Origin of the sequence: Streptococcus sp. SC1 (assembly GCF_030272855.1) — a bacterium.
Lineage (GTDB): Bacteria > Bacillota > Bacilli > Lactobacillales > Streptococcaceae > Streptococcus.
In genome coordinates, this window is the sequence record NZ_JAQCMU010000001.1 from 204,851 (window position 1) to 227,954 (window position 23,104).

The 23,104-nt window shown below is 43.4% G+C and carries 21 protein-coding genes and 1 pseudogene; 19 read left to right on the top strand and 3 right to left on the bottom strand.

The features are described from left to right. The first annotated feature begins 41 nt into the window (after window positions 1-41). The 6 genes from PAN94_RS01070 (at window position 42) to abpB (ending at window position 6,398) form a co-directional block, all read left to right on the top strand. Complete coding sequence (locus PAN94_RS01070; protein WP_048791914.1) at window positions 42-866, top strand: hypothetical protein; 825 nt, start codon at window positions 42-44, stop codon at window positions 864-866. 123 nt (window positions 867-989) lie between these two features. Further along, window positions 990-1,688 (top strand): 2,3,4,5-tetrahydropyridine-2,6-dicarboxylate N-acetyltransferase, encoded by a 699-nt coding sequence (gene dapD / locus PAN94_RS01075; protein ID WP_285874292.1) that lies wholly within the window; start codon window positions 990-992, stop codon window positions 1,686-1,688. A gap of 87 nt (window positions 1,689-1,775) precedes the next feature. After that, a complete protein-coding gene (locus PAN94_RS01080; RefSeq protein ID WP_285874293.1) occupies window positions 1,776-2,909 on the top strand; it encodes an N-acetyldiaminopimelate deacetylase in 1,134 nt (377 codons plus the stop codon). Between the two features lie 20 nt (window positions 2,910-2,929). Further along, entirely contained in the window at window positions 2,930-3,466 is a 537-nt protein-coding gene (locus tag PAN94_RS01085) for a 5-formyltetrahydrofolate cyclo-ligase (RefSeq protein WP_285874294.1), read from the top strand. Next, window positions 3,450-4,133, top strand: coding sequence for a rhomboid family intramembrane serine protease (locus PAN94_RS01090; protein ID WP_285874295.1), 684 nt, complete (start codon window positions 3,450-3,452; stop codon window positions 4,131-4,133). Before PAN94_RS01085 ends, PAN94_RS01090 begins: the two co-directional genes overlap by 17 nt. A 282-nt stretch (window positions 4,134-4,415) precedes the next feature. After that, on the top strand, window positions 4,416-6,398 hold the full coding sequence (gene abpB, locus PAN94_RS01095; RefSeq protein ID WP_285874296.1) for a C69 family dipeptidase AbpB: 1,983 nt from the start codon (window positions 4,416-4,418) through the stop codon (window positions 6,396-6,398). A gap of 98 nt (window positions 6,399-6,496) precedes the next feature. Here abpB and galU read toward each other — a convergent pair whose 3' ends face one another. Both galU and PAN94_RS01105 read right to left on the bottom strand, forming a co-directional pair. Next, window positions 6,497-7,399: a UTP--glucose-1-phosphate uridylyltransferase GalU gene (gene galU / locus PAN94_RS01100; RefSeq protein ID WP_005591576.1), complete on the bottom strand. Its 903-nt coding sequence runs from the start codon at window positions 7,397-7,399 to the stop codon at window positions 6,497-6,499. A gap of 30 nt (window positions 7,400-7,429) precedes the next feature. Continuing rightward, the gene (locus PAN94_RS01105; protein ID WP_048791920.1) at window positions 7,430-8,446 is read right to left on the bottom strand and encodes an NAD(P)H-dependent glycerol-3-phosphate dehydrogenase; all 1,017 of its coding nucleotides are present in this window, start codon (window positions 8,444-8,446) and stop codon (window positions 7,430-7,432) included. A 157-nt stretch (window positions 8,447-8,603) separates the two neighbouring features. Between PAN94_RS01105 and PAN94_RS01110 the strand changes: the two genes are divergently transcribed. From PAN94_RS01110 to groL, 13 genes are all read left to right on the top strand, one after another. Beyond that, window positions 8,604-10,310, top strand: coding sequence for an ABC transporter ATP-binding protein (locus PAN94_RS01110; RefSeq protein ID WP_048791921.1), 1,707 nt, complete (start codon window positions 8,604-8,606; stop codon window positions 10,308-10,310). A 1-nt stretch (window position 10,311) separates the two neighbouring features. Continuing rightward, complete coding sequence (locus PAN94_RS01115; RefSeq protein ID WP_285874297.1) at window positions 10,312-12,090, top strand: ABC transporter ATP-binding protein; 1,779 nt, start codon at window positions 10,312-10,314, stop codon at window positions 12,088-12,090. Between the two features lie 212 nt (window positions 12,091-12,302). Next, window positions 12,303-13,289: a substrate-binding domain-containing protein gene (locus PAN94_RS01120; RefSeq protein ID WP_285874298.1), complete on the top strand. Its 987-nt coding sequence runs from the start codon at window positions 12,303-12,305 to the stop codon at window positions 13,287-13,289. Then, window positions 13,289-14,602, top strand: a complete 1,314-nt coding sequence (locus PAN94_RS01125; RefSeq protein ID WP_285874299.1) for a sensor histidine kinase — start codon at window positions 13,289-13,291, stop codon at window positions 14,600-14,602. Before PAN94_RS01120 ends, PAN94_RS01125 begins: the two co-directional genes overlap by 1 nt. Then, a complete protein-coding gene (locus PAN94_RS01130; protein WP_061908824.1) occupies window positions 14,595-15,278 on the top strand; it encodes a response regulator transcription factor in 684 nt (227 codons plus the stop codon). Before PAN94_RS01125 ends, PAN94_RS01130 begins: the two co-directional genes overlap by 8 nt. Next, entirely contained in the window at window positions 15,275-16,555 is a 1,281-nt protein-coding gene (locus tag PAN94_RS01135) for an ABC transporter substrate-binding protein (RefSeq protein ID WP_285874300.1), read from the top strand. The genes PAN94_RS01130 and PAN94_RS01135 overlap by 4 nt, the downstream gene beginning before the upstream one ends. Before the next feature lie 179 nt (window positions 16,556-16,734). After that, entirely contained in the window at window positions 16,735-17,169 is a 435-nt protein-coding gene (locus tag PAN94_RS01140) for a PTS sugar transporter subunit IIA (protein ID WP_037615755.1), read from the top strand. A 38-nt stretch (window positions 17,170-17,207) separates the two neighbouring features. Next, window positions 17,208-17,702, top strand: a complete 495-nt coding sequence (locus PAN94_RS01145) for a PTS sugar transporter subunit IIB (protein ID WP_005591585.1) — start codon at window positions 17,208-17,210, stop codon at window positions 17,700-17,702. 124 nt (window positions 17,703-17,826) lie between these two features. Then, a complete protein-coding gene (locus tag PAN94_RS01150; RefSeq protein WP_005591586.1) occupies window positions 17,827-18,672 on the top strand; it encodes a PTS mannose/fructose/sorbose/N-acetylgalactosamine transporter subunit IIC in 846 nt (281 codons plus the stop codon). A gap of 1 nt (window position 18,673) precedes the next feature. Further along, on the top strand, window positions 18,674-19,513 hold the full coding sequence (locus PAN94_RS01155) for a PTS system mannose/fructose/sorbose family transporter subunit IID (protein ID WP_039975565.1): 840 nt from the start codon (window positions 18,674-18,676) through the stop codon (window positions 19,511-19,513). A gap of 17 nt (window positions 19,514-19,530) precedes the next feature. Beyond that, entirely contained in the window at window positions 19,531-19,821 is a 291-nt protein-coding gene (locus tag PAN94_RS01160) for a DUF202 domain-containing protein (protein WP_285874301.1), read from the top strand. A 141-nt stretch (window positions 19,822-19,962) separates the two neighbouring features. Further along, window positions 19,963-20,244 carry a co-chaperone GroES gene (groES, locus tag PAN94_RS01165; RefSeq protein ID WP_223368189.1) on the top strand — a complete coding sequence of 94 codons (282 nt, stop codon included), beginning with the start codon at window positions 19,963-19,965 and terminating at the stop codon, window positions 20,242-20,244. Window positions 20,245-20,267: 23 nt separating this feature from the next. Then, a complete protein-coding gene (gene groL / locus PAN94_RS01170; RefSeq protein WP_062004346.1) occupies window positions 20,268-21,890 on the top strand; it encodes a chaperonin GroEL in 1,623 nt (540 codons plus the stop codon). A gap of 262 nt (window positions 21,891-22,152) precedes the next feature. On the opposite strand, the pseudogene PAN94_RS01175 reads toward groL, so the two are convergent. Continuing rightward, window positions 22,153-23,099 (bottom strand): annotated as a pseudogene (locus PAN94_RS01175) (LacI family DNA-binding transcriptional regulator). Between the last annotated feature and the right edge of the window lie 5 nt (window positions 23,100-23,104).

The window sequence follows — 23,104 nt, forward strand, 5'->3', positions numbered from 1 at the left end:
GAGAGCGCGGAATTTTTTCTTAAATAGACAAGGATAGAAAGATGGGAAAAAGAGATTTAGAAAAATTACGAAGGGAACATAAGGGAAAATTTAGCAGAACTAGGGCACCCTTAAAACGAGAGTCTAGGGAAGGGTCTAGTTTGCTAGATGAAACAAATCTCAAGGAAGGCACAAGGCAGGTACCAAAGTCAACTTTTAAGAGAACCGCAAAGTTTAAACACAAATCACCATTTTTCAAGCTAGTGAGTGCTCTAGCCCTGATTGGCCTTGTTATCGGCCTACTTGTCTTAATCGGGAATTGGACCAATTCTTACAGAAAGAATCCGTTTGTAAGAACAGAAGCAAAATATTCTTCTTCAAATGCCGAAGTTTTGGATTGGGAACCAAGGGATTTTATAAAGTATAAGATTGAAGAGGACGAGGATAAAAATATAACAGTATCCAATTTTGTTCGTCAACATGGTTTAGCTAAAAGCAGCGATGAAACGGTGATTGGCAAGAAGGATAAATTATTATCACTGATCTATGATTTGAAGGGAGGAGGCTTTGCCGTCCTTCAATTCTGGGATGTTGGTTCAGGTCTACATCTTACTAGCATAGCTTATAATATTTATCAACATGAGGATTTGACAGGGGAACGGCTTTCCTTCCTTAAGGGAATGACATCAGATGAAGAAAATGGCATTACTGATCTAGAAGTGATAGAACATTTGGGACTTCCCAACAACTACTACAAAGCAGTGGTGAAAGGATATTACAGTATGTCTATGGGCTATGGGGCAGAGGATAAAACCTTCTTCCATTTAAACTTTGTAAAGGGCAAGGACGGACAATTTCATTTGAATAAAGTTCAAGAGACTAAATAGCATACTAGCTGCTAATAAAGTCCTAACTGTATAGCCGAATTGTGTTATAATAGAGAAATAAAAAAGATAGGAGAGGGACTTTTCTCCCCCAACAAAGAATAGAAAGAACAAAGAGGTGACGCCATGTCTGCTACGAAAATGAACGCTCAAGAAATTATCACATTTATCGCTGATGCCAAGAAAAAGACTCCTGTCAAGGTAACCTTTGATGGAGAATTGCACGGTTCAATTCCTTGGTCTGTTGTGAAGTTAGGCAATGTTCTTTTTGGAGACTGGGAAGAAATCAAGCCGCTCCTAGTGAACTTAGAGGAAAACAAGACCTATGTCGTAGAGCAGGATGCCCGCAACTCAGCGGTGCCGCTTTTGGACAAGCGCGATATCAATGCCCGTATTGAGCCGGGCGCTATTATCCGTGACCAAGTCGAAATTGGTGACAATGCTGTCATCATGATGGGAGCAGTCATCAATATTGGTGCAGAGATTGGCGCTGGAACTATGATTGATATGGGTGCCATTTTAGGTGGCCGAGCTATTGTCGGCAAAAATAGCCACGTCGGTGCTGGTGCGGTTCTGGCGGGAGTTATTGAGCCAGCTAGTGCTGAGCCAGTTCGGGTTGGAGACAATGTGCTGATTGGTGCCAATGCGGTTGTGATTGAAGGAGTGCAAATTGGCAGTGGTTCTGTTGTTGCGGCTGGTGCGATTGTGACCCAGGATGTTCCGGAAAATGTAGTAGTTGCTGGCGTTCCGGCACGAGTTATCAAGACCATTGACGAGAAGACCCAGCAGAAGACAGCTCTGGAAGACGCTCTGCGTACTCTTTAATATTGGTTAAAAGATAGCCGCCCTTGAACTTCATCGGGGGCGGTCTGACTCTTTGTTTGCTCTGACAAGATTTTAAAGGAAAGAAAAATGCTTGATTATCTGAACATTCGCCGTGATTTACACCAGATACCAGAAATCGGTCTGGAAGAATACAAGACCCATGCCTACCTGATGCAGGTCATTGATGGACTGACAGCAGGTCTAGACTTTGTGGAAATCCGAACTTGGCGGACGGGTATTTTGGTCTTTATCAAGGGAAGTTCACCGGATAAGACGATTGGCTGGCGGACAGATATTGATGGTCTGCCGATTGTGGAGGAGACCGGACTGGACTTTGCCAGCACTCATGAAGGTCGGATGCATGCCTGCGGACACGATATGCACATGACGGTCGCTCTAGGCCTGCTGGAGCAAGCTGTGAGCGCTCAGCCTACCCACAATCTGCTCTTTCTCTTTCAGCCTGCTGAGGAAAATGAAGCTGGCGGAATGCTCATGTACGAAGACGGTGCCTTGGGCGACTGGTTGCCAGATGAGTTTTATGGTCTCCATGTGCGGCCAGATCTCAAGGTCGGCGATATTGCGACTAACAGAGGAACGCTTTTTGCTGGTACCTGTGAAGTCAAGCTGACCTTTAAGGGGAAAGGAGGTCATGCGGCCTTTCCTCATGAAGCCAACGATGCTTTGGTGGCGGCTAGCTACTTTATCACCCAGGTGCAGACCATTGTCAGCCGCAATGTCGATCCGATCGAGGGGGCAGTTGTGACCTTTGGTTCGCTCCATGCTGGCACGACCAACAATGTCATCGCAGAAACAGCCTTTTTGCATGGCACCATTCGGACTCTGACTCAGGAGATGAGCATCTTGACTCAGAAGCGCTTACGGGAAATAGCAGAGGGCATAGCCCAAAGTTTCGATCTGGAATTGGACTTGGAGCTTAAACAAGGTGGCTACCTACCTGTAGAAAATCATCCTGGCCTGGCAGACGAATTGATGGGCTTTTTCCAGAAGGAAGAAGGAGTGCAGCTGATTGATATTGCGCCGGCTATGACAGGCGAGGACTTTGGTTATCTGCTCAGCAAGGTCAAGGGCGTCATGTTCTGGCTGGGAGTGGACAGTCCCTATGCCCTCCATCATCCCAAGATGACACCGGACGAGGCAGCACTGCCCTTTGCTATTGGAAAGATTTGGAAATTCCTAGATTATAAAATCAACGAAAGATAAGAAAAGAGGGGACTGGCTGTATGAAAAAAGAGCTGAGACAAACTGTACTAAAGCAAATGAAGAAACTTTCGGGAAAAGAAAAAGAGCAGGCAGATAGCTGGCTGACCCAGCACTTGCTCAGTTCAGGAGCTTATCAAGAAGCTCAGGTCATCGCTACTTATCTTTCTATGCCGCATGAAGTCTCAACTGCATCCTTTATCGAGCAGGCTCAGTTGGATGGCAAGCGGGTTTTAGTGCCTAAGACCTATGGCCAGGGTCGGATGATATTTGTGGACTATGATGAAAGTCGCCTGCAAAAAAGCTCTTTTGGTCTGCTGGAGCCGATAAGTGAAGAGGCTGTAGATAAGACAGAAATTGATCTGATTCATGTGCCAGGTGTGGTCTTCAATTCTCAAGGCTTTCGGATTGGTTACGGAGGCGGCTACTATGACCGTTATCTGGCTGATTATGAAGGAGCAAGCATCAGCACCGTTTATGCAGTCCAGCAGGCAGAATTTCTACCAGCTCAACATGATGTTGCGGTAAAGGAGTTACTTATTTATGAAGCAAATCTTTGATAGAGACTATCCTGTGACAAGCATCCTGCTTATCCTGACGAGCCTTGTTTTTGTCTTGATGTTTCTTTCCTACGGTTTTCAATACAGCAGTTCCGAAGCCTTGTATTACTTCGGAGCTGTGCGTGGTTACACGATTCAAGCGTTGCCGGAGCAGTTTTGGCGGGTTTTTGCTGCTATTTTTATCCATATTGGTTTGGAGCATTTTGTGGTCAATATGCTGACGCTCTACTTTCTTGGTCGACAGATTGAGGCTATCTTTGGCTCATGGAAATTTTTGATACTCTACCTGATGTCAGGAGTGATGGGGAATTTATTTGTTGTCTATTTTTCACCCAATAGCTTAGCAGCTGGAGCTTCTACTGCTCTTTTCGGCCTTTTTGCTTCCGTTGTCGTGCTTCGTTATGCTACGCGAAACTACTATCTGCAGCAGCTGGGTCAGTCCTATATGAGCCTGCTAGCTGTCAATCTGGTCATGAGTTTTCTACCGGGAATTAGCCTTGCAGGTCACTTGGGCGGTCTAGTCGGCGGAGCTTTAGGAGCTGTGATCTTACCAGTATCGGGAGAGCGCTACGCTTTTAGCAAGACTCAACGATTTTTAGCACTGGCAGCCTACCTTGGAGTAGCAGCTATTTTGATTTTTCTGACTTTTCAACGACCAATTTTTTAAGAAATGAATTCAATTACCGCTTTTTAAAGTGGTATTCTTTTTATAAATATGATTTCTATAAAGCAAGGGATTTTACTTTAAAGGCTCATAATAAGTCATAAATCAGGAATAAACTAGGAATGTTTCTATCTCTACTTTTTCATTAATGTATGTTTTCTCTATTTTCTATCTGTAAAAGGTATAAAAAAACATTTTTGTAAGCGCTTGCAAAAAGATCTAAAAAGGACTATACTAGAACTATAAACATCAGGGGTATTCCCCAAAAATAAAAAGGAGTTCATAATGAAGAAGACAATCTTTAAAATTGCTATTTCATTAATGGCAATCATGCTCTTACCTATCCAAGCTGTGCAAGCCTGCTGTGGCTTCATTATTGGTCGGCATTTGACCAAGGATGGATCAACACTTTTTGGTCGGACAGAAGACTATCCTTACTACCCGAATGGTGGCAAGCATAACAAAAACTATGTTGTTGTGGAAGCTAAGAAATATAAGGAAGGCGACCAGATTGTGGATGAGTCCAATGGTTTCACCTATCCACGTGCAGCCAGCGAAATGAAATATACTGCAACCTATGATTCTGCGCGTGGTGATGGTAGTAACGGTGCTTTTGGAGAACATGGCTTTAATGAAGCAGGTGTTTCTATGTCGTCCACAGTCACAGCAATTCCAAATAAGAAGGTTCTTGAAAAAGACCCTCTGAAAGCAGATGGCTTGGCAGAAGCTGCTATGTTAGATGTGATTTTGCCTCGTGCCAAAACAGCTCGTGAAGCAATCGAGTTGCTTGGAAAAGTCATTCAAGAAAAGGGCTCTGCTGAAGGGAATACAGTGGTGGTTGCCGATCAAAAAGAGACTTGGTACATGGAAATCTTGTCTGGGCACCAATACGTAGCCGTGAAAGTGCCTGAAGATAAGTACGCAGTATTTGCTAATACTTATTACCTTGGCCATGTAGATTTGAAGGACAAAGAAAATGTTATTGCTTCTGAAGATGTAGAGAAAGTAGCCAAAGAAGCAGGAAACTACAAGACAGATAAAGATGGCAATTTCCACATTGCTAAATCATATGGACCTGAAAAATACGCAGAAGGCGACCGTTCTCGTACGTATGCAGGAATCACACTGCTTGATCCAAAATCTAAAATTACTTACGAAGATGAGGAGTACGAACTTTTCCGCTCTCCAACAGATCCAAACAAGAAATTCACTCTTGAAGATGCCTTTGCTTTGCAACGGAACCGCTTTGAACATCTGAATGGCCGTTTCGTACCGGATGATCAAATTGGCGTTAAGAAACAAGGTGATGATGGGGCTAATGATGCTGTTCGGAAAGATCAGTACAAATACGCTTTAGGCAATGAAAATGTTATCGATGCCCATGTCTACCAAATTGATCCGAAACTGCCAAAATCTTTCGGTGGTAAAGTTTGGCTCGGCTTGGGACCATCACGTAATACACCATACGTGCCTTTCTACGGTAACGTTCAGGATACTTACAAGGCCTTCAAACCACAGACAGCTACTTATGATCCAAACTCATGGTACTGGACAGTATGGCACATTGACCAAATGGCTATCAAGAACCAAGATATCTTTGGAAAGAGTGTTCAAGACCATTGGAAACTGATGGAAAAACAATTTATCGCTGATCAAGAGAAAAAAGATATTGAGAACTATTCGCTGAAAGATCAACCAGATGCTGCGAAGGCTGCTGAAGGTAAAGTAACTAAAGATTCTCTTGAAATGTCAGATCGACTTTTCCAACACTTCAAGGACTATGAAAAGATGATGGAAAAACGTTTAGAAGCTGCTGGACGTAAGTCTGATCCTTATCGTGCTTCACAACCAGACGATAAACAAGATCCATCAACACCTGAAAAACCGGATACTCCGAAGCCACCACAAAAACCACAAATTACGGATGATGCAAATAAAACTATCATCCCAGCACCAGATTATACTGCTGCTCCTCCGACACATGATATTCCTGCCAATGCAGAAGGCAATCCAAACAATCGCTTTGGATATGCAGCTAAAGCAAATGTGCAAGTTTTTGGACAACCAGCTGTTCGTACTGAAGTGCCTCAAGTACAAAGCCCGACTCCTCAAGTACCAAGTCAGGCTACACAAATAACAGTTGCGAATGCAGAAGGCAATCCAAATAATCGTTTTGGTTATGCGGCAAGTTCGGAAGGTGGAAAAAATTTCAAGAATGTAGAATCATTCCCTAACACTAACTACTCTTCCAACCAAGACAATAAGTAAGTGAATAACTTATAAGAAAACACCTAGATTTACTAGGTGTTTTTCTGTACGATGATAAAAGCTGACGCATTAGCTAATCTATTGCTTGTGCACTTCTATTATTTTTTCGTTTTCTTATCTAATTTTTTGCCTAAATCAATAATGTACTGTTTCAAATCGTCTTTGACTTGAGGGTGTTTGAGTGCGTAATCAATAGAAGTTTTCATGAAGCCAAACTTGTCGCCGACATCATAGCGGTCGCCTTTGAATTCACGGGCAAAAACGCGCTGAGTCTTGTTGAGGGTATCAATGGCATCAGTCAGTTGAATTTCATTGCCAGCTCCGGGAGTTTGTTTTTCCAAGATTTCAAAAATTTCTGGCGTTAGCAGGTAGCGTCCGATAATGGCCAAATCACTTGGCGCATCCTCTGGTGCTGGTTTTTCAACAAATTTTTCAACGCTGTAGAGGCCGTTGACACCTTCGCCTTGCGGTGCAATAACGCCATAAGCAGAGACTTCTTCGTGAGGAACCTGCATAACTGCAATGGTAGATGCGTGGGTTGCTGCGTAGTCATCCATGAGTTGTTTGGTGAGTGGCACTGCCTTGTCATTGGTAATGTCCATCAAATCATCACCTAGCATGACCACAAAAGGTTCATTTCCGACGAAGGCCTTGGCTTGAAGTACGGCGTCCCCGAGTCCACGTGGGTGACTCTGACGGATGAAATGCAAGCCAATACCAGTGGTCTCATCCACCAACTTGAGCAAGTCGTTCTTGCCCTTTTCCTTGAGGTTATATTCTAGTTCGAAGTTGGAGTCAAAGTGGTCCTCGATGGAGCGTTTTGACTTCCCTGTGACAACCAAAATGTCTTTGATTCCAGATTTAAGAGCTTCTTCGACGATAAACTGAATAGTTGGTTTGTCAACGATTGGCAGCATTTCCTTGGCCAGTGCCTTAGTGGCTGGCAAGAAGCGGGTTCCGAGACCGGCTGCAGGGATGACTGCTTTTCTGACTTTTGGCATAAATTTCTCCTTTATAAAAAATACTATGAATTAAGACCACTCATTTTCAGCTTTGAATTCGTTATTCATCATATCATGAATGGCATCTTTGATATCATGGCCGTCATAGATAACCTTGTAGATGGCCTGAGTGATAGGCATATAGACACCGAGCTCCTGAGCTAGTTCGTAAGCAGCCTTGGTGGTAGAGATTCCTTCGATAACCATGCCCATGTTGGCTTCAATATCAGCAAGTTTTTCGCCGCGACCCAGTGCATCGCCGGCCCGCCAGTTGCGAGAGTGGACAGAAGTTCCTGTGACAATCAAGTCGCCGACACCAGAAAGACCGCTGTAAGTCAGGGGGCTGGCACCAAGCTTGACACCAAGCCGGGTAATTTCAGCAAGCCCGCGTGTGATGATGGCAGCTTTGGCATTGTCACCGTAGCCCAGTCCGTGGAGAGCACCAGCTCCAACTGCGATGATGTTTTTCAGAGCACCTGCTGTTTCCACTCCGACGACATCGGTATTGGTGTAGAGGCGGAAGTAATGGTTGCTAAAGAGCTCCTGCACATATTTAGCGGTTTCAAGATCCTTAGATGCTGCGGTAATCAAGGTAATATCGCGGACGATAGTTTCTTCAGCGTGGCTAGGTCCTGAAACAACGACAATCTCGCTGCGCAAATCTGCAGGGATTTCTTCTTCCAGAATAGTCGAGATCCGTTTGTGGCTATTAGGTTCTAATCCCTTGGATGCGTGCAAGATTTTTACCTTGTGATCCAAGGTTTGCGCAATTTGTTTGGCTACCAGACGGGTCACCTTGGTCGGCACGACAAAAAGCACAGCATCTACGTTCTCTAGAGCATCGTTCAAGTCATGATAAGCCTTGATTTCTTCGCTTAGAACCACATCTTTGAAATAGCGTTTGTTAGTATGCTGGTTATTGATCTCGTCAATCTGCTCTGCAATATTGCCCCAAATTCGGACTTCATGGCCATTATCATTGAGGACTTGCGACAGAGCCGTTCCCCAAGAGCCAGGGCCAATCACAGCAATTCGTTGTTTATCCATCTTTTCTCCTTGTACGAGACCTATAAAAGGACTCAGTCAATTTAGAGTTATTTATTATATTGTACCATATAATAACTGAAATTTCTTACTTGACATTGTTTTTATCTATGATATAGTAAGGAAGCTAAACAAAGTTAAAAATCTACGAGGAGGAATTATGTTCAGAAAAGCTTTATCAGCCTATAAATTATTTATCTTTTTATCTCTTCTTATGACATCGCTGATGCTAGCTAGCTCGCTGTTGCAGCCCCTGTATCTCAAAGATGTCTTGAATGCTCTTTTGTCAGGAAACCGGGAAGAAATCTATCGTTTAGGGGCTTGGTTGCTGGGTTTTGGTTTGGTTGGCTTGCTTGCTGGCGGGGCAAATGTGACCCTGGCAGCCTATATTGCGCAAGGTGTGTCGTCAGATTTACGGGAAAAAACCTTTCGGAAAATCCAGACCTTCTCTTATGCCAATATTGAACAGTTCAATGCGGGGAATCTCGTCGTCCGCATGACCAATGACATCAACCAAGTACAAAATTTGGTCATGATGATGTTTCAGATTTTATTCCGCCTACCTATTTTATTTTTAGGTTCCTTTATTTTGGCGGTGGTGACCATTCCTTCCTTGTGGTGGGTCATTGTCCTGATGGTCTTTTTGGTCTTCTTTTTGACAGGAGTGATGATGGGCTTGATGGGGCCACGCTTTGCCAAATTCCAAGTTCTCTTAGAAAAGATCAATGCGATTGCCAAAGAAAATCTGCGTGGCGTCCGTGTCGTCAAATCTTTCGTGCAGGAGAGAGAGCAGTATCAGAAATTTACGCAAGTTTCAGATGAACTTTTGGAGCAAAATCTCTTTATTGGTTATGCCTTTTCGATTGTTCAACCGATGATGATGATCGTCGGCTACGGGGCTGTCTATCTGACTATGTGGCTCTTGTCTAGCATGATACAGATGGATCCAGGCTTAGTTAGCTCGATTGTCTCTTTCATTTCTTACTTGAATCAAATCATGTTTACCATCATCATGGTTGGCTTTCTGGGCAATACCGTTACGCGTGCCATGGTATCGATTCGGCGGATCAAGGAGGTCTTGGATACAGAGCCAGCGATGACTTTCAAGAATGAAGCTGAAGAAGATTTGGAAGGTAGTCTGGTATTTGACCATGTGACCTTTACCTACCCAACAGATACAGAGCCCATGCTCAAGGATATTAGCTTTGAAGTCAAACCGGGAGAGATGATTGGTGTCGTCGGAGCGACGGGAGCAGGGAAATCAACTCTGGCCCAGCTCATTCCGCGTCTTTTTGATCCTCAGGAAGGCTTCATCAAAATTGGTGGCAAGGACTTGCGAGACATTAGTGAAGCTTCGCTGAGAAAAAATGTCTCCATCGTTCTGCAAAAAGCTATTTTATTTAAGGGGACGATTGCGGACAATCTGCGTCAAGGAAAGCAAAATGCTAGCCTGCCAGAGTTAGAACAGGCGGCGCGCATTGCTCAGGCAAGCGAGTTTATCAATCGCATGGAAGATACCTACAACAGCCAAGTCGAAGAACGGGGAAATAATTTCTCTGGCGGACAAAAGCAAAGAATGTCCATCGCGCGTGGTGTTGTCAGCAATCCCAATATTCTTATCTTGGATGACTCGACTTCAGCTCTGGATGCCAAGTCCGAAAAGCTGGTTCAGGAGGCACTGAACAAGGATTTGAAGGGAACTACAACCATCATTATTGCCCAGAAGATTAGCTCTGTTGTCCATGCGGACAAGATTTTGGTGCTAGATCAAGGACGCTTGATTGGCCAAGGTAGACACGCAGACTTGGTTGCTACAAATGATGTCTACCGAGAAATTTATGAGACACAAAAAGGAAAGGAGGACTAATATGAAGACAGCAAAATTTTTCTGGCAATATTTTAAAGAATATAAATTGGCCTTTTTGGTCGTCATGATTATGATTATCATCTCGACGGTTTTACAGGTTCTCTTTCCGATTTTTACTGGTCTCGCCATCAGTGAGCTGCTGGAGTTGGGCAGTGCTTTTGCGAGTGGCAAGCTTGCTTCAGGCGATGTTTCAGCCTTTGCCGCTTTTCAAGGAATCATGTGGAATTTAGCGCTGGCTTTTATCTTCCTTTCGCTATCGAGCTTGATTTACATGCTGTTGATGAGTCGGATCATTTCCTACTCAACCAATGAAATGCGTAAGGGGCTCTTTGGGAAATTGGCTCGCTTGACCGTTTCCTTCTTTGACCGCCATCAAGACGGGGATATCTTGTCGCGTTTTACCAGCGATTTAGATAATATCTTGCAGGCTTTCAACGAGAGTCTAGTCCAAGTGATGAGCAACATCGCTCTTTACATCGGCCTGATTATCATCATGTTTATGCGGCATGCGACCCTGGCTTGGGTGACGATTGCCAGTACGCCAGTAGCCATCATTGTCTTGGTGTCTATCGTCAAGCTGGCTCGCAAGTACACCGACTTGCAGCAAAAAGAAGTCGGTCAGCTCAATGCTTATATGGATGAGACGATTTCGGGTCAGAAGGTAGTCATTGTGCAGGGAATGCAAGAAGAAGTCATCAAAGGCTTTGTCCAGCAAAATGATAAGGTTCGGTCAGCTACTTTCAAAGGACGCGCTTTTGCTGGCTTGCTCTTTCCTGTCATGAACGGAATGAGCCTGATCAATACGGCTATCGTGATTTTTGTAGGTTCAGCCATTATGCTCAATGATCCTAATGTGAAGACCTCAGTAGCCATTGGTCTGATTTCAACCTTTACACAGTTTTCTCAACAATACTATCAGCCTATCATTCAGGTTGCGGCAAGCTGGGGAAGCCTGCAGCTGGCTTTCACTGGTGCGGATCGGATTCAGGAAATGTTTGATGCGCCTGAGGAAGTGCGCCCTCAGAATGCACCAGCCTTTACCGAGCTGAGAGAAGGCGTCGAGATAAAGCATGTGGATTTCTCTTATGTCGAAGGTAAGCCGATTTTGAAGGATGTTTCCATCTCAGCGCCAAAAGGCAAGATGATAGCTGTTGTAGGACCGACAGGATCGGGCAAGACGACCATTATGAACCTGATCAATCGTTTTTACGATGTGGATAAGGGCAGTATCGAATTTGACGGGCGCGATATCCGAGACTATGACTTGGATAGTTTGCGCAGTCATGTAGGTATCGTTTTGCAAGATTCTGTCTTGTTCAGCGGAACCATTCGAGACAATATCCGATTTGGAGTGCCGGATGCCAGTCAGGAGATGGTTGAAATTGCTGCGCGTGCTACCCATATTCACGAGTATATTGAAAGCTTGCCTGATCAATACGATACAATCGTAGATGATGATCAAAACATCTTTTCAACAGGTCAAAAGCAATTGATTTCGATCGCTCGAACCCTTTTGACCGATCCTCAAGTGCTGATCTTGGATGAGGCTACCTCCAATGTTGATACGGTGACTGAGAGCAAGATCCAGAGTGCGATGGAGGCTATTGTGGCAGGCCGAACCAGCTTTGTCATTGCTCACCGCTTAAAGACTATATTGAATGCAGACCAGATTATTGTCTTAAAAGATGGGGAAGTCATTGAAAGAGGCAATCATCATGAATTGCTGCATCTAGGCGGCTTCTATTCTGAGCTCTACCACAATCAATTTGTGTTTGAATAAATATATACAGAAACGGAGATATTCCATGAGGATACCTTCGTTTTTTGTTTTTGATATTCATTTATCTTGCCCTAAAAATCAGAAGATAAAAAAGTTTGTCGTTTATCCTCTGATTGATTAGAGGATTCAAGAAACGTTTTGCTTTTTCGCTTGATTATAATATAATAAACGTAGGTGAACTGTTAATAAGTATAGGTGACTAGGAGATGGGAATGGGATTAAGTAAGGGGAAAAAGAGGATTCAGACTTGCCAGAAATGTGCTCTCTGGTCTATTTTTGTGCTGGTAATCTGTTGCCTTACTTTTATTTATTCTAAGGCTAGTATGCCCGATAGCAATCAAATGAAAATCGGGGCGACCTATATGACCATGAACAATGATTTTTATCAAACCTTGAATGCTGAATTGGAGAAAAAAACCAATCAACAGGGGAGTCGGCTCTATGTTCGTGATTCGGAGTTAGATGAGAAAAAGCAGAGCCAGCAAATTGCTTATTTTATCAAAGAAAAAGTGGATGTCATCGTCATCAACCCAGTAAAGAGTGATAGCCCAGATATCATCAGTGCTCTGAATGAAGCTAAAAAAGCTGGCATCCGCATTATCGTGGTAGATGCGCCGATGAGCAAGCAAGTAGCCGTTGATACGACTATCGTGTCGGATAACTATCAAGCGGGAGTTTTGATTGCTAAAGATATGATGGGTCGGCTTTCTGAGGCAGATATTCTCTTGCTTGAACACCAGAATGCCATCTCAGCTATGGATCGGCTACAGGGCTTTCTGGATACGATCAAGGGACATCCAAGCTATCGAATCGTTTCTCAGCTGGAGACTTTGGGACAGACCGAAGAAAGCATGCCCCAGGTCAAAAATGCCTTGGATAATGGCTTAGAATTTAACGTCGTCATGGCTCTTAATGATCGTGCTGCAATCGGTGCCTTGGCAGCAATCAAAGATCAAGGTGTCACAGAAAAAATTTATATTTATGGAGTTGACGGTTCTCCAGATATTAAGAATTTTTTAGCCAATACGAACGACATTCAAGGAACGGTGGCCCAATCGCCTATTCAGATGGGACGAAAGGTGGCAGAAGTGATTGAGCTGCTGCGGGAAAAGAAATCCTGTGACAGCCAGTATCTGATACCAGTCCGCTTGATAAACAAGGACAATATCAGCGAGTATACAGTTACAGGGTGGCAGTAATGAAACCAAACAAAAGCATTTTTTACAGTAAAATAGCTCTGATGGTCATCAATTTTATAGCCATTGTCTATAATGCTTCGATTTACCTCTTTGCAACCAATTATGTCGTAACAAGAGGCTTCAGTCACTCGCTTTTGGAACGCTTAGATGCCATTCCAGGATCTCCCAGTTTCATTTTTCTGATTTCCATTATTTTTTATGCTTGCCTATTGCTGGTGATGTACTATCGGGAAAAGCATCCCAATCAGCTATCCGTTTACGATAAAGTGACCATGATTGAGATTTTGCTGATGTTGGTCATCTTTACTGCCCTGCATTCGTCTTACAATGGGTTGATTCTTCTTGTTTTTGCAGATATTTTCTATGGCTCCAAAGAGTTCAATGCTTCCAAGGACAAAAAATATTGGTTTTCCTTTATTATTTTGAGTTTCAGCATGTTGCTATTGTCAAACTACGACCTGCTGTCGCTCTTTGTCAAACTGCCTTCATTGGATACCTATATTCGTTTTTATCCAGAATCTATACGTTTGCTGTTGCTTTTTGGTAAGAATTTTCTTTTCTCCCTCAATATTGTAGTCTTTATGATTTCCTTGCTCTTTTATATCATGTCGGCGATTACAGAGCGGCACCGGATTGAGGAGGAGCTTCGCATGGCTTCTCAGGCCAATCGGGAGTTGAACAGCTATCTAGCCTTATCAGAAAAAATTGCTGAAGACCGAGAAAGAAAACGGATTGCCCGTGAGATTCATGATACACTAGGACATGCCCTGACGGGCATCTCAGCGGGAATTGATGCCATCAAGGTTCTAGTGGACATTGACACCGAGCGGGCCAAGGAGCAGCTTAACAATGTCTCGGTTGTTGTTCGTGACGGGATTCGGGATGTTCGCGGCTCGCTCAATAAAATGCGGCCGGGAACTTTGGAGAATAATAGTCTGAAAGAGGCTTTGCTAAAGATTATCCGAGAGTATGAGGCAATTTCCAATTTGGATATTCATTTTCTCTATGAATGGGATACTATCGATTTAGATATTGCCAAAGAAGATATTGTTTTCCGCATCATTCAAGAGTCAATTACGAATTCGGTGCGTCATGGCCATGCTAGGACTATTTGGATTGAGTTGTTAGAAAAAGAAAATTATATTATGATTATTCGAGATGATGGTGTAGGTTTTGATGAATTGCACTATGGCTATGGTCTGAAGCAAATGCAGGAACGGTTGGCTATTATCGGTGGGAAGGTTCATTTTGAAAATCGAGATGGCTTTTATACCTACATTGAAATCCCTAAAATAGGAGGTTGGAATGATTAAAGTTTTAATTGCAGACGATCAGGCCTTGATTCGTGAGTCTCTGCAAATCATCCTGTCCGCTCATGCTGACATCGAGGTAGTCGGGACAGTTGGAGACGGCAAGGAAGTTCTGGAAAAGCTTCATCGGGTACGCCCAGATGTGATTTTGATGGATATTCGTATGCCGGTCATGGACGGTGTACTCTGTACCAAGGCTGTCAAGGAGCAGTATCCAGATGTTAAGATTATCATTCTGACGACCTTTGACGATGATGAATTTATCTTCTCTGCTCTCAAATATGGCGCGTCTGGTTATATTCTCAAAGGGGTTTCGACAGAAGAGCTTCACGAAGCCATTCAGACAGTCTATCGGGGCGGAGCTATGATTAATCCTAATATTGCCACCAAGGTCTTCAAAATCTTTTCACAGATGGCCCAGTCCAACTTTGCTATCACGGTGTCAGAGGAAAATGTAGAGGACATGAGCCGGACGGAGTGGAAGATTATCCAGCAGATTGGCTTTGGGATTTCTAATAAGGAGATTGCAGCCAAGCTTTATCTGTCGGAAGGGACCGTACGCAACTACCTATCAGGGATTCTATCTAAACTGAATCTGCGTGATCGAACTCAGCTGGCTATCTGGGCCGTACAGACCGGAGTCACCCAGCGAGACTTTAGCAAGGGAAGTGACAAATGAAGTGGCGACTTAGACATTTGGTTGTTCTTGTTTTGGTTCTTGTTTCAGGTATTTTAAGCTTTGCACTTTGGTCGTCTAGTCATGAAAAAGTCCTACGCATCGGTGTCTATGCGGGCTCTAGCTGGGATGTTCCAAATAGTCGTGAAAACAAGGCCATGGACAGCCTGATTAAAAAGTTTGAAAAGGCACATCCTCATGTCAAGGTTGTTTACGAAAGCGGGATTCCCAAGAAGGATTACGCTGACTGGTTGGCAGAGCAGGTCTTAAAAGGCGAACAGCCGGATCTTTTCATGGTACCGGAAAACGACTTTAGCATGTTGGCCTCGGCTGGTGCCCTCAAATCCTTGGATACCCTCCTAACGGATGATGAACGGACAGCCTTTTATCCCGTCGCTTATGAAGCTGGGCAATATCAGGGAGTCAGCTATGCTCTTCCAGTTGAGAGCAATCCTATCATGATGTGTGTCAATAAAGACCTGCTTGAAAAAGAAGGAATCAGCATTCCTGAGTCAGGCTGGACTTTGGCGGATTTCTATGAGATTTGCAAAAAAGTAACCAAGGATACCAATGGCGATGGCGTGGTAGATCAGTACGGTATTACAGATTACACTTGGCAGCAAGCTCTGATAGCTTACGGCGGCCATCTTACCGATAAATCAGGTATCAATGTAGACAGCCCAGAGATGCATCAAGCATTGGCCTTTATGAGCAAGCTAGACATGCTCAGCCAGCATTATAAGGTGACTTCTCATGACTTTGACGAGGGGCGAGTGGCCTTCTATCCTATGAGTCTAGCCCAGTATCGGACCTACAAGCCTTATCCTTATCATGTTGCTAAATATTCTAGCTTTTCTTGGACCTGTATCCCGATGCCGACAGCCAATAGCAAGGTGATGGGAACACAGGTCAAGACTTCCCTCTTTGGCATGTCTTCCAACACTAAGCAAGAGAAACTGGCTTGGGAATTTATGCTCTTGTTGTCACAGGACAAAGAGAGCCAGCAGACCTTGTTTGAAAAATCACAGGGAACTTCAGTCTTGCCCTCTGTAGTGAAAAGTCAACAAACTAGAAAAATCTTGCAGGCAGATGACTTCGGCTTGGATTCTCTGACTTCTGAGAGGCTAGATAGTATGATGGAGCGTTCTATCATAGATATTGGACAAGAAGTTGATCGGCAGACCTTGGAAAGACTTGATTATTTGATTAAGGAAGCTCTGGGAAATCAAGAGATTGACAGTGCCTTGCCGAGCATTCAAAGAGAAATAGAAAGCAGATAATTTTCTGCTTTCTTTTTTATTTCTAATTAAGTCAGAAAAAAAGCCAAGGATGACTAGACCAATATGACATTTGTCACATCTAAACTCACATTTGTCATCTTTTCAAAGTGACATTTGACAATAGGGAAGCGATTTCATTTTGTGTACAATAGAATCAAGAAAATAAGGAGGCAGGAAAGATGAAATATCTTGTACTGGTCAGTCATGGGGGGCTAGCTGAAGGCGTACAGAGCTCCTTGAAGATGTTTGCTGGTGATAAAACAGACCAAATCATCGCTGTGGGTCTGAAAGAGGGAAAATCAGTCGATGATTTTGCTCTCGATTTCCGTCAAGCCTTGGCAGGTTTAGAAGCAGATGATTCAGTCTTGGTTTTAGCCGATATTGTCGGAGGAAGTCCTCTAACAACGGCGGCTAGTGTCCTAGCAGAATTAGGCAAATTGGATTCGGCAGTCATTCTTGGAGGGCTGAATCTGACAATGGGGCTCACTGGGCTTGTGATGAAGGATATGCTGGAAGGCAAAGATCTTGCTCAGACGATTCTTTCAGAAGCGACAGCAGCCTTACAGGAGTTTGAAGTCTCATCAGATGACGATGAGGAAGATGACGACATTTAAAAAGTTATTCATTTACTAACTTAGATAGGAGATTCAAAATGGTAGTAACATTTGTACGGATTGACGACCGCATGATCCACGGTCAAACGGTCACTCGTTGGGCTAAGGAATATCCTTGCGATGGGCTGATTGCAGTCAATGATGCAGCAGCCAGCAACAAGGTTTTGATCCAAGCCTATAAAGGGGCTTCTGACAAGAAAACTTTCGTTTGGACTAAGGAAGCCTTCAAGGAAAAATCTGGCAAGGTAACCGAATCTGACAGCCGTTATTTCTTGATTACTAAAAATCCGATTGATATGAAAGAAATTTTGGTGGACCAAGGCTATGTGCCAGGCAATGTCAAAGAAATCATCGTCGGACCAGCCAATGACCGTCCAGGAGCTGTCAAGCTGGGCAACAATCAATCCATCACACAAGAAGAAGCGGAAGCGATCGAAGCGATTGAAAAAGCAGGCTACAAGGTAAAATTCCAGCTGCTTCCAGACGTTTCCATCGGTTACTGGAGTGATTTCAAATCTAAATTTGGTTTTTAAACAGGGGCAGAAGTTAAGCAGGACACGGTTTTGGACTTTCGATAGCCTTGCGGGGCAAGGTCTATTTGAAGGAGTTGGAACCGAGCTCCTGCTACTGCTCGATCTTACTTAAAGGAGAAAGATTATGACAATTTCTTGGTTGCAAGCCGCAATCCTCGGTATCTTTGCTAGTTTATCCTCTATGCCGGGTATGGGTGGCTCAAGTATTGGTAACTATACACTTGGACGTCCGCTTGTCGGAGGACTCGTCTGTGGTTTAATTTTAGGAGATGTGAGCCTCGGTATTATCTGTGGGGTAGCCATGCAGTTGGTGTATATTGCGCTGGTAACACCTGGCGGTACTGTTTCGGCCGATGTCCGTGCAGTTTCTTATATCGGTATTCCTTTGGCAATGGTTGCGATCAAGTCACAAGGGATTTCAGATGCTCAGCAGGCTGCTGACTTTGCAAAATCAATGGGTGTGCTGGTTGGTACACTAGGAACTGTTCTCTTCTACGGAACAGCAACGATGAACTTGGTATGGCAACACATGGGCTGGAAAGCAGTCGAACAGGGAGAATACAAAAAATTGTATGCGGTTGACTGGTATCTGCCATGGGTTTCCCACTTCCTCTTCTCTTTCTTGCCAACACTGATTCTTTGCCGTTACGGTGCTGATGCCGTTACAGCTCTGAAAGATGCCCTCCCAATGGATGGTCTACCAATGAAAACCCTCTTTACAGTAGGTTCTCTCCTTCCATGTGTCGGTATTGCGATTCTCTTGAAACAAATCGTTGAAAAAGTGACAGACTTTGTTCCATTCTTCGTTGGCTTTACCTTGGCTGCCTCACTTGGTCTCAACCTTGTGTCTAGTGCAGTTGTATCACTGATCTTTGCCCTGCTCTTCTATGAAGTACAGATGGCGAAAAATGTCAAAGCTAGTGCTGTGGCAGTAGGTGATTTTGACGATGATGACGAGGAGGATATCTAAGATGGCAACTAAAAAAATATCTAAAAAAACACTGACCAAATCATTCCACCACTGGTACTATGGTCACTTGACCTGCTTCTCTCAAGAGCACATGCAGACTTTTGGTTACTTGACTTCTATGCTACCAATCGTGGAAGAATTGTACGATACAAAAGAAGAGCAAGCACGCTCTATGCACACTTATACAGCCTTCTTCAATACGGAACCTCAGCTGGGTACTCTGGTCGTTGGGATCACAGCTGGTTTGGAAGAAGCGCGTGCCAATGGTGCAGAAGCGGTAAATGACGAAACCATCAACGGACTTCGGGCTGGCTTGATGGGACCGGTTGCTGGTATCGGTGACTCTCTGATCGTTGGAACCTTGATTCCAGTTATTTTGGGGATCTCAATGGGGCTTTCAAATGGAGGTTCACCTGTTGGAGCTATCTTCTATATCCTAGTTTGGAATCTGCTGGCTTATTTCGGTATGCGTTTCGCTTACTTTAAAGGCTATGAATTGGGAGACAAGGCTGTTGAATTTCTAGTAGGAGAACAAGGGCAAGCTATCCGTAAATCTGTTGGGATTGTCGGCGGAATGGTTATCGGTGCTGTTGCAGCGACTTGGGTACCTATCAAAACTGCCTTCCAATTGACCAATCCGGGTGAAAAAGAGCCTTACCTTGTCTTACAAGATAAATTAGATGGTGTTTATCCAGGTCTCTTAACAGCTGTCTTTATCGTATTTTGCTGGTGGCTCATGGCCAAGAAGAACCTTTCTCCAATCAAAGTGATGCTCATTCTAGTTGTTATCGCCTTCCTTGGTGTACTGGCTGGCTTCTTTAATCCAGGTCTCCAATATTAAGAAAAAGAGGGAAAATCATGACAGAACAAGAATTGATTCAAGGCTATGAAACAGAAATTCAATACCAAAAGCATATGATTGAAAATCTCGGACGCTGGTTTAGCCTTTTCTTTGCCATTGCCAGTATCGGTTTTGTCCTGATCTATCTCTTTCATCGAACCAATCTGCTTCTTTTCATCGTAGGAGTCATCTTAGCTGTTTTGGGAATTCTTGTCATGCTGGTCTTTGGCTATGGCATCTACAAGGGTAGACTAAATTTGCAAAAGGTTATTGATGATTTTGAAGAAAAACTGAAGTTAGCTCAATAATATTTCCAATTAATTTCCCCCAAAAACTTTGTCATTCGGCAAAGTTTTTTCTTGACTATTTCTGACCAAGTGATACAATATTAACTATAGATTAGCACTCAGCGTCATAGAGTGCTAAAATTCAATCTTTGGAGGAAAAAGATGTTAAAACCATTAGGTGACCGTGTGGTCTTAAAAGTAGAAGAAAAAGAACAGAAAGTTGGTGGCTTTGTCATTGCTGGCGCAGGACAAGACGCGACAAAAGAAGCAAAAGTCATCGCAGTCGGCCAAGGCATCCGTACGTTGAACGGAGAGCTGGTTGCACTAAGTGTCAAGCCAGGTGATAAGGTTTTAGTTGAAAGCCATGCTGGCATTGAAGTCAAAGATCAAGATGAGAAATTCTTGGTTGTTGGGGAAGCAAGCATTCTTGCAATTGTGGAGTAAAAATCTAAGAAAGAGGTTTAAAAATGGCAAAAGATATTAAATTTTCATCAGATGCACGTAGTGCAATGGTTCGTGGTGTGGATATTTTAGCAGATACTGTCAAGGTAACCTTGGGCCCTAAAGGTCGCAATGTTGTTTTGGAAAAATCTTTTGGTTCACCCCTTATCACCAATGACGGTGTAACCATTGCCAAAGAAATCGAACTGGAAGACCATTTTGAAAACATGGGCGCTAAGCTGGTGTCAGAAGTAGCTTCAAAAACCAACGATATCGCTGGGGACGGAACAACGACTGCTACTGTATTGACCCAAGCTATCGTTCGCGAAGGCATCAAAAACGTGACTGCGGGTGCTAACCCAATCGGTATCCGCCGCGGAATTGAAGCAGCAGTTGCGACTGCTGTCAGCGCTCTGAAAGAAACTGCGATTCCAGTTTCTAACAAGGAAGCAATTGCTCAGGTTGCTGCCGTTTCTTCTCGTAGCGAAAAAGTCGGTGAATACATCTCTGAAGCTATGGAAAAAGTTGGCAACGATGGCGTTATCACTATCGAAGAGTCCAAGGGTATGGAAACAGAGCTGGATGTCGTAGAAGGAATGCAGTTTGACCGTGGCTACCTGTCTCAATACATGGTGACAGATAGTGAAAAAATGGTGGCTGATCTGGACAACCCTTATATCTTGATTACAGACAAGAAAATTTCTAACATTCAAGAGATTCTGCCATTGTTGGAAAGTATTTTGAAAACCAACCGTCCGCTCTTGATCATTGCAGATGATGTGGATGGTGAAGCTCTGCCAACATTGGTTCTTAACAAGATTCGTGGTACCTTTAATGTAGTGGCTGTTAAAGCACCAGGTTTTGGTGACCGTCGCAAGGCTATGTTGGAAGATATTGCCATCTTGACTGGTGGTACAGTGATTACAGAAGACCTTGGTCTGGAGCTCAAAGATGCGACCATTGAAGCGCTTGGACAAGCTTCCAAAGTCACTGTTGACAAGGACAGTACCGTGATTGTAGAAGGCTCTGGTAATCCAGAAGCTATTGCCAACCGTGTGGCGGTTATCAAATCGCAAATTGAAAGTACAACTTCTGAGTTTGATAAAGAAAAACTGCAAGAACGTCTGGCTAAATTGTCCGGTGGTGTGGCGGTGATTAAGGTCGGTGCTGCAACCGAAACCGAACTTAAAGAAATGAAACTCCGTATTGAAGATGCCCTTAACGCGACTCGTGCTGCAGTAGAAGAAGGGATCGTGTCAGGTGGTGGTACAGCCTTTGTTAGCGTATTAGATGCAGTAGCTGACCTTGACTTAACAGGCGATGAAGCGACTGGCCGGAACATCGTCCTCCGCGCTTTGGAAGAGCCTGTCCGTCAAATCGCTTTGAATGCTGGTTTTGAAGGCTCTATCATCATCGACCGCCTGAAAAACTCTGAAGCTGGTACAGGCTTTAACGCAGCGACTGGCGAATGGGTGAACATGATTGAAGCTGGAATCATTGACCCAGTCAAGGTGACGCGCTCAGCTTTGCAAAATGCGGCTTCAGTTGCTAGTCTAATTTTGACAACAGAAGCAGTTGTGGCCAACAAGCCAGAACCTGCGCCAGCAGCACCAGCTATGGATCCAAGCATGATGGGCGGCATGATGTAAGACACATCGAAGAAAGTACAATTTTTTTGAAATCAATAAAGTAAAAAAGACTTCAAACTATTGATCCAAAACAATGGTTTGAAGTCTTTTCATATTGAAAGTAATCAACAATGTTGAAATATAAATGATTTTTAGAAGATGCTTGGAATGATTTTAAATCTGATTATTTCAAAATGGGCTAAGTAACAACTGTTTAAAACTATGAATCATTAAAAAAGTTTCCAATTCGTATAGTTGGAAACTTTTTCTATTATTTTAATGACTAATTGTCTTGAGGTAAAAATTCTGAGATCAAAACTTCTTGACTAATTGTTTCAGATAAAGCTTGTTTAAAAGCTAATTTTCCTAATGAATATAGGATTTGTGGTCTATGGTTGGGAGTTTCAACAGTTGCCCAACTAATAAATGTTCCTGCCCAATAATATAGGGACATTTTTTTCCACTTTCTTCATATCCTTTTATGAGCCCAGCAGCAACTTCATCACTTGTAGCTAATACACCATCGATACGAGCATCTTTTATCAATTGATGAGATACATGTAGGCCATCATTAAAATCGTGGATGTTTCCAACTACCATATGTGGGGTCAATTGTTGACCATAAACATCGTGATAAGCTAATAATGCGGTTTGATAGGTAGCCGATGATTCATTATCTCTTGAAAATAACAAAACTAAGCGCTCCAAGTCTTGTGCTTTCATAGCAGAAAAAGCATCCACAAATGAAGAGTAGCGGTCAAGGTAAGCAGAGGATAGGAGATTAGATTCCTGTAATTTTTCACAAACTACTATGCGTCCATATTTCGCATAGGTTTCAATCATATCAAGACTAATGGCTCTTGAAGTGAAGATTAAAGCGTCAATAGCTTCCTTTTTGAGTTGCTTCAGGTAGGATAGTTCTAATTCTTGGTTGTAATCTGAAGGCATCATAACAAGTTGATAGTCGGTAGCTTTAGCAGCATCTAGGAGACCATTTATTAATTGTGTAAAATACGGGTGGCGCGTGTGTGGAATGACGACACCTATTTTTTGTGTTTTTCCTCGACTTAAATCCCGTGCTAGCTGATTTGGCATATAATCCAATTCAGTGATAAGATCCATTACTTTTTGTCGTGTCTCATCAGAAACATGTGGATGATGATTGATCACACGGGAAACTGTCGATTTAGCAACACCTGCCTTTTTAGCTATATCACTAATACTCGTCATTATAA

What these genes read in the sequence shown, in the direction of transcription:
- PAN94_RS01070 (WP_048791914.1), top strand. Translation starts at nt 42, where the DNA reads ATGGGAAAAAGAGATTTAGAAAAATTACGAAGGGAACATAAGGGAAAA.
- dapD (WP_285874292.1), top strand. Translation starts at nt 990, where the DNA reads ATGTCTGCTACGAAAATGAACGCTCAAGAAATTATCACATTTATCGCT.
- PAN94_RS01080 (WP_285874293.1), top strand. Translation starts at nt 1,776, where the DNA reads ATGCTTGATTATCTGAACATTCGCCGTGATTTACACCAGATACCAGAA.
- PAN94_RS01085 (WP_285874294.1), top strand. Translation starts at nt 2,930, where the DNA reads ATGAAAAAAGAGCTGAGACAAACTGTACTAAAGCAAATGAAGAAACTT.
- PAN94_RS01090 (WP_285874295.1), top strand. Translation starts at nt 3,450, where the DNA reads ATGAAGCAAATCTTTGATAGAGACTATCCTGTGACAAGCATCCTGCTT.
- abpB (WP_285874296.1), top strand. Translation starts at nt 4,416, where the DNA reads ATGAAGAAGACAATCTTTAAAATTGCTATTTCATTAATGGCAATCATG.
- galU (WP_005591576.1), bottom strand. Translation starts at nt 7,399, where the DNA reads ATGCCAAAAGTCAGAAAAGCAGTCATCCCTGCAGCCGGTCTCGGAACC.
- PAN94_RS01105 (WP_048791920.1), bottom strand. Translation starts at nt 8,446, where the DNA reads ATGGATAAACAACGAATTGCTGTGATTGGCCCTGGCTCTTGGGGAACG.
- PAN94_RS01110 (WP_048791921.1), top strand. Translation starts at nt 8,604, where the DNA reads ATGTTCAGAAAAGCTTTATCAGCCTATAAATTATTTATCTTTTTATCT.
- PAN94_RS01115 (WP_285874297.1), top strand. Translation starts at nt 10,312, where the DNA reads ATGAAGACAGCAAAATTTTTCTGGCAATATTTTAAAGAATATAAATTG.
- PAN94_RS01120 (WP_285874298.1), top strand. Translation starts at nt 12,303, where the DNA reads ATGGGATTAAGTAAGGGGAAAAAGAGGATTCAGACTTGCCAGAAATGT.
- PAN94_RS01125 (WP_285874299.1), top strand. Translation starts at nt 13,289, where the DNA reads ATGAAACCAAACAAAAGCATTTTTTACAGTAAAATAGCTCTGATGGTC.
- PAN94_RS01130 (WP_061908824.1), top strand. Translation starts at nt 14,595, where the DNA reads ATGATTAAAGTTTTAATTGCAGACGATCAGGCCTTGATTCGTGAGTCT.
- PAN94_RS01135 (WP_285874300.1), top strand. Translation starts at nt 15,275, where the DNA reads ATGAAGTGGCGACTTAGACATTTGGTTGTTCTTGTTTTGGTTCTTGTT.
- PAN94_RS01140 (WP_037615755.1), top strand. Translation starts at nt 16,735, where the DNA reads ATGAAATATCTTGTACTGGTCAGTCATGGGGGGCTAGCTGAAGGCGTA.
- PAN94_RS01145 (WP_005591585.1), top strand. Translation starts at nt 17,208, where the DNA reads ATGGTAGTAACATTTGTACGGATTGACGACCGCATGATCCACGGTCAA.
- PAN94_RS01150 (WP_005591586.1), top strand. Translation starts at nt 17,827, where the DNA reads ATGACAATTTCTTGGTTGCAAGCCGCAATCCTCGGTATCTTTGCTAGT.
- PAN94_RS01155 (WP_039975565.1), top strand. Translation starts at nt 18,674, where the DNA reads ATGGCAACTAAAAAAATATCTAAAAAAACACTGACCAAATCATTCCAC.
- PAN94_RS01160 (WP_285874301.1), top strand. Translation starts at nt 19,531, where the DNA reads ATGACAGAACAAGAATTGATTCAAGGCTATGAAACAGAAATTCAATAC.
- groES (WP_223368189.1), top strand. Translation starts at nt 19,963, where the DNA reads ATGTTAAAACCATTAGGTGACCGTGTGGTCTTAAAAGTAGAAGAAAAA.
- groL (WP_062004346.1), top strand. Translation starts at nt 20,268, where the DNA reads ATGGCAAAAGATATTAAATTTTCATCAGATGCACGTAGTGCAATGGTT.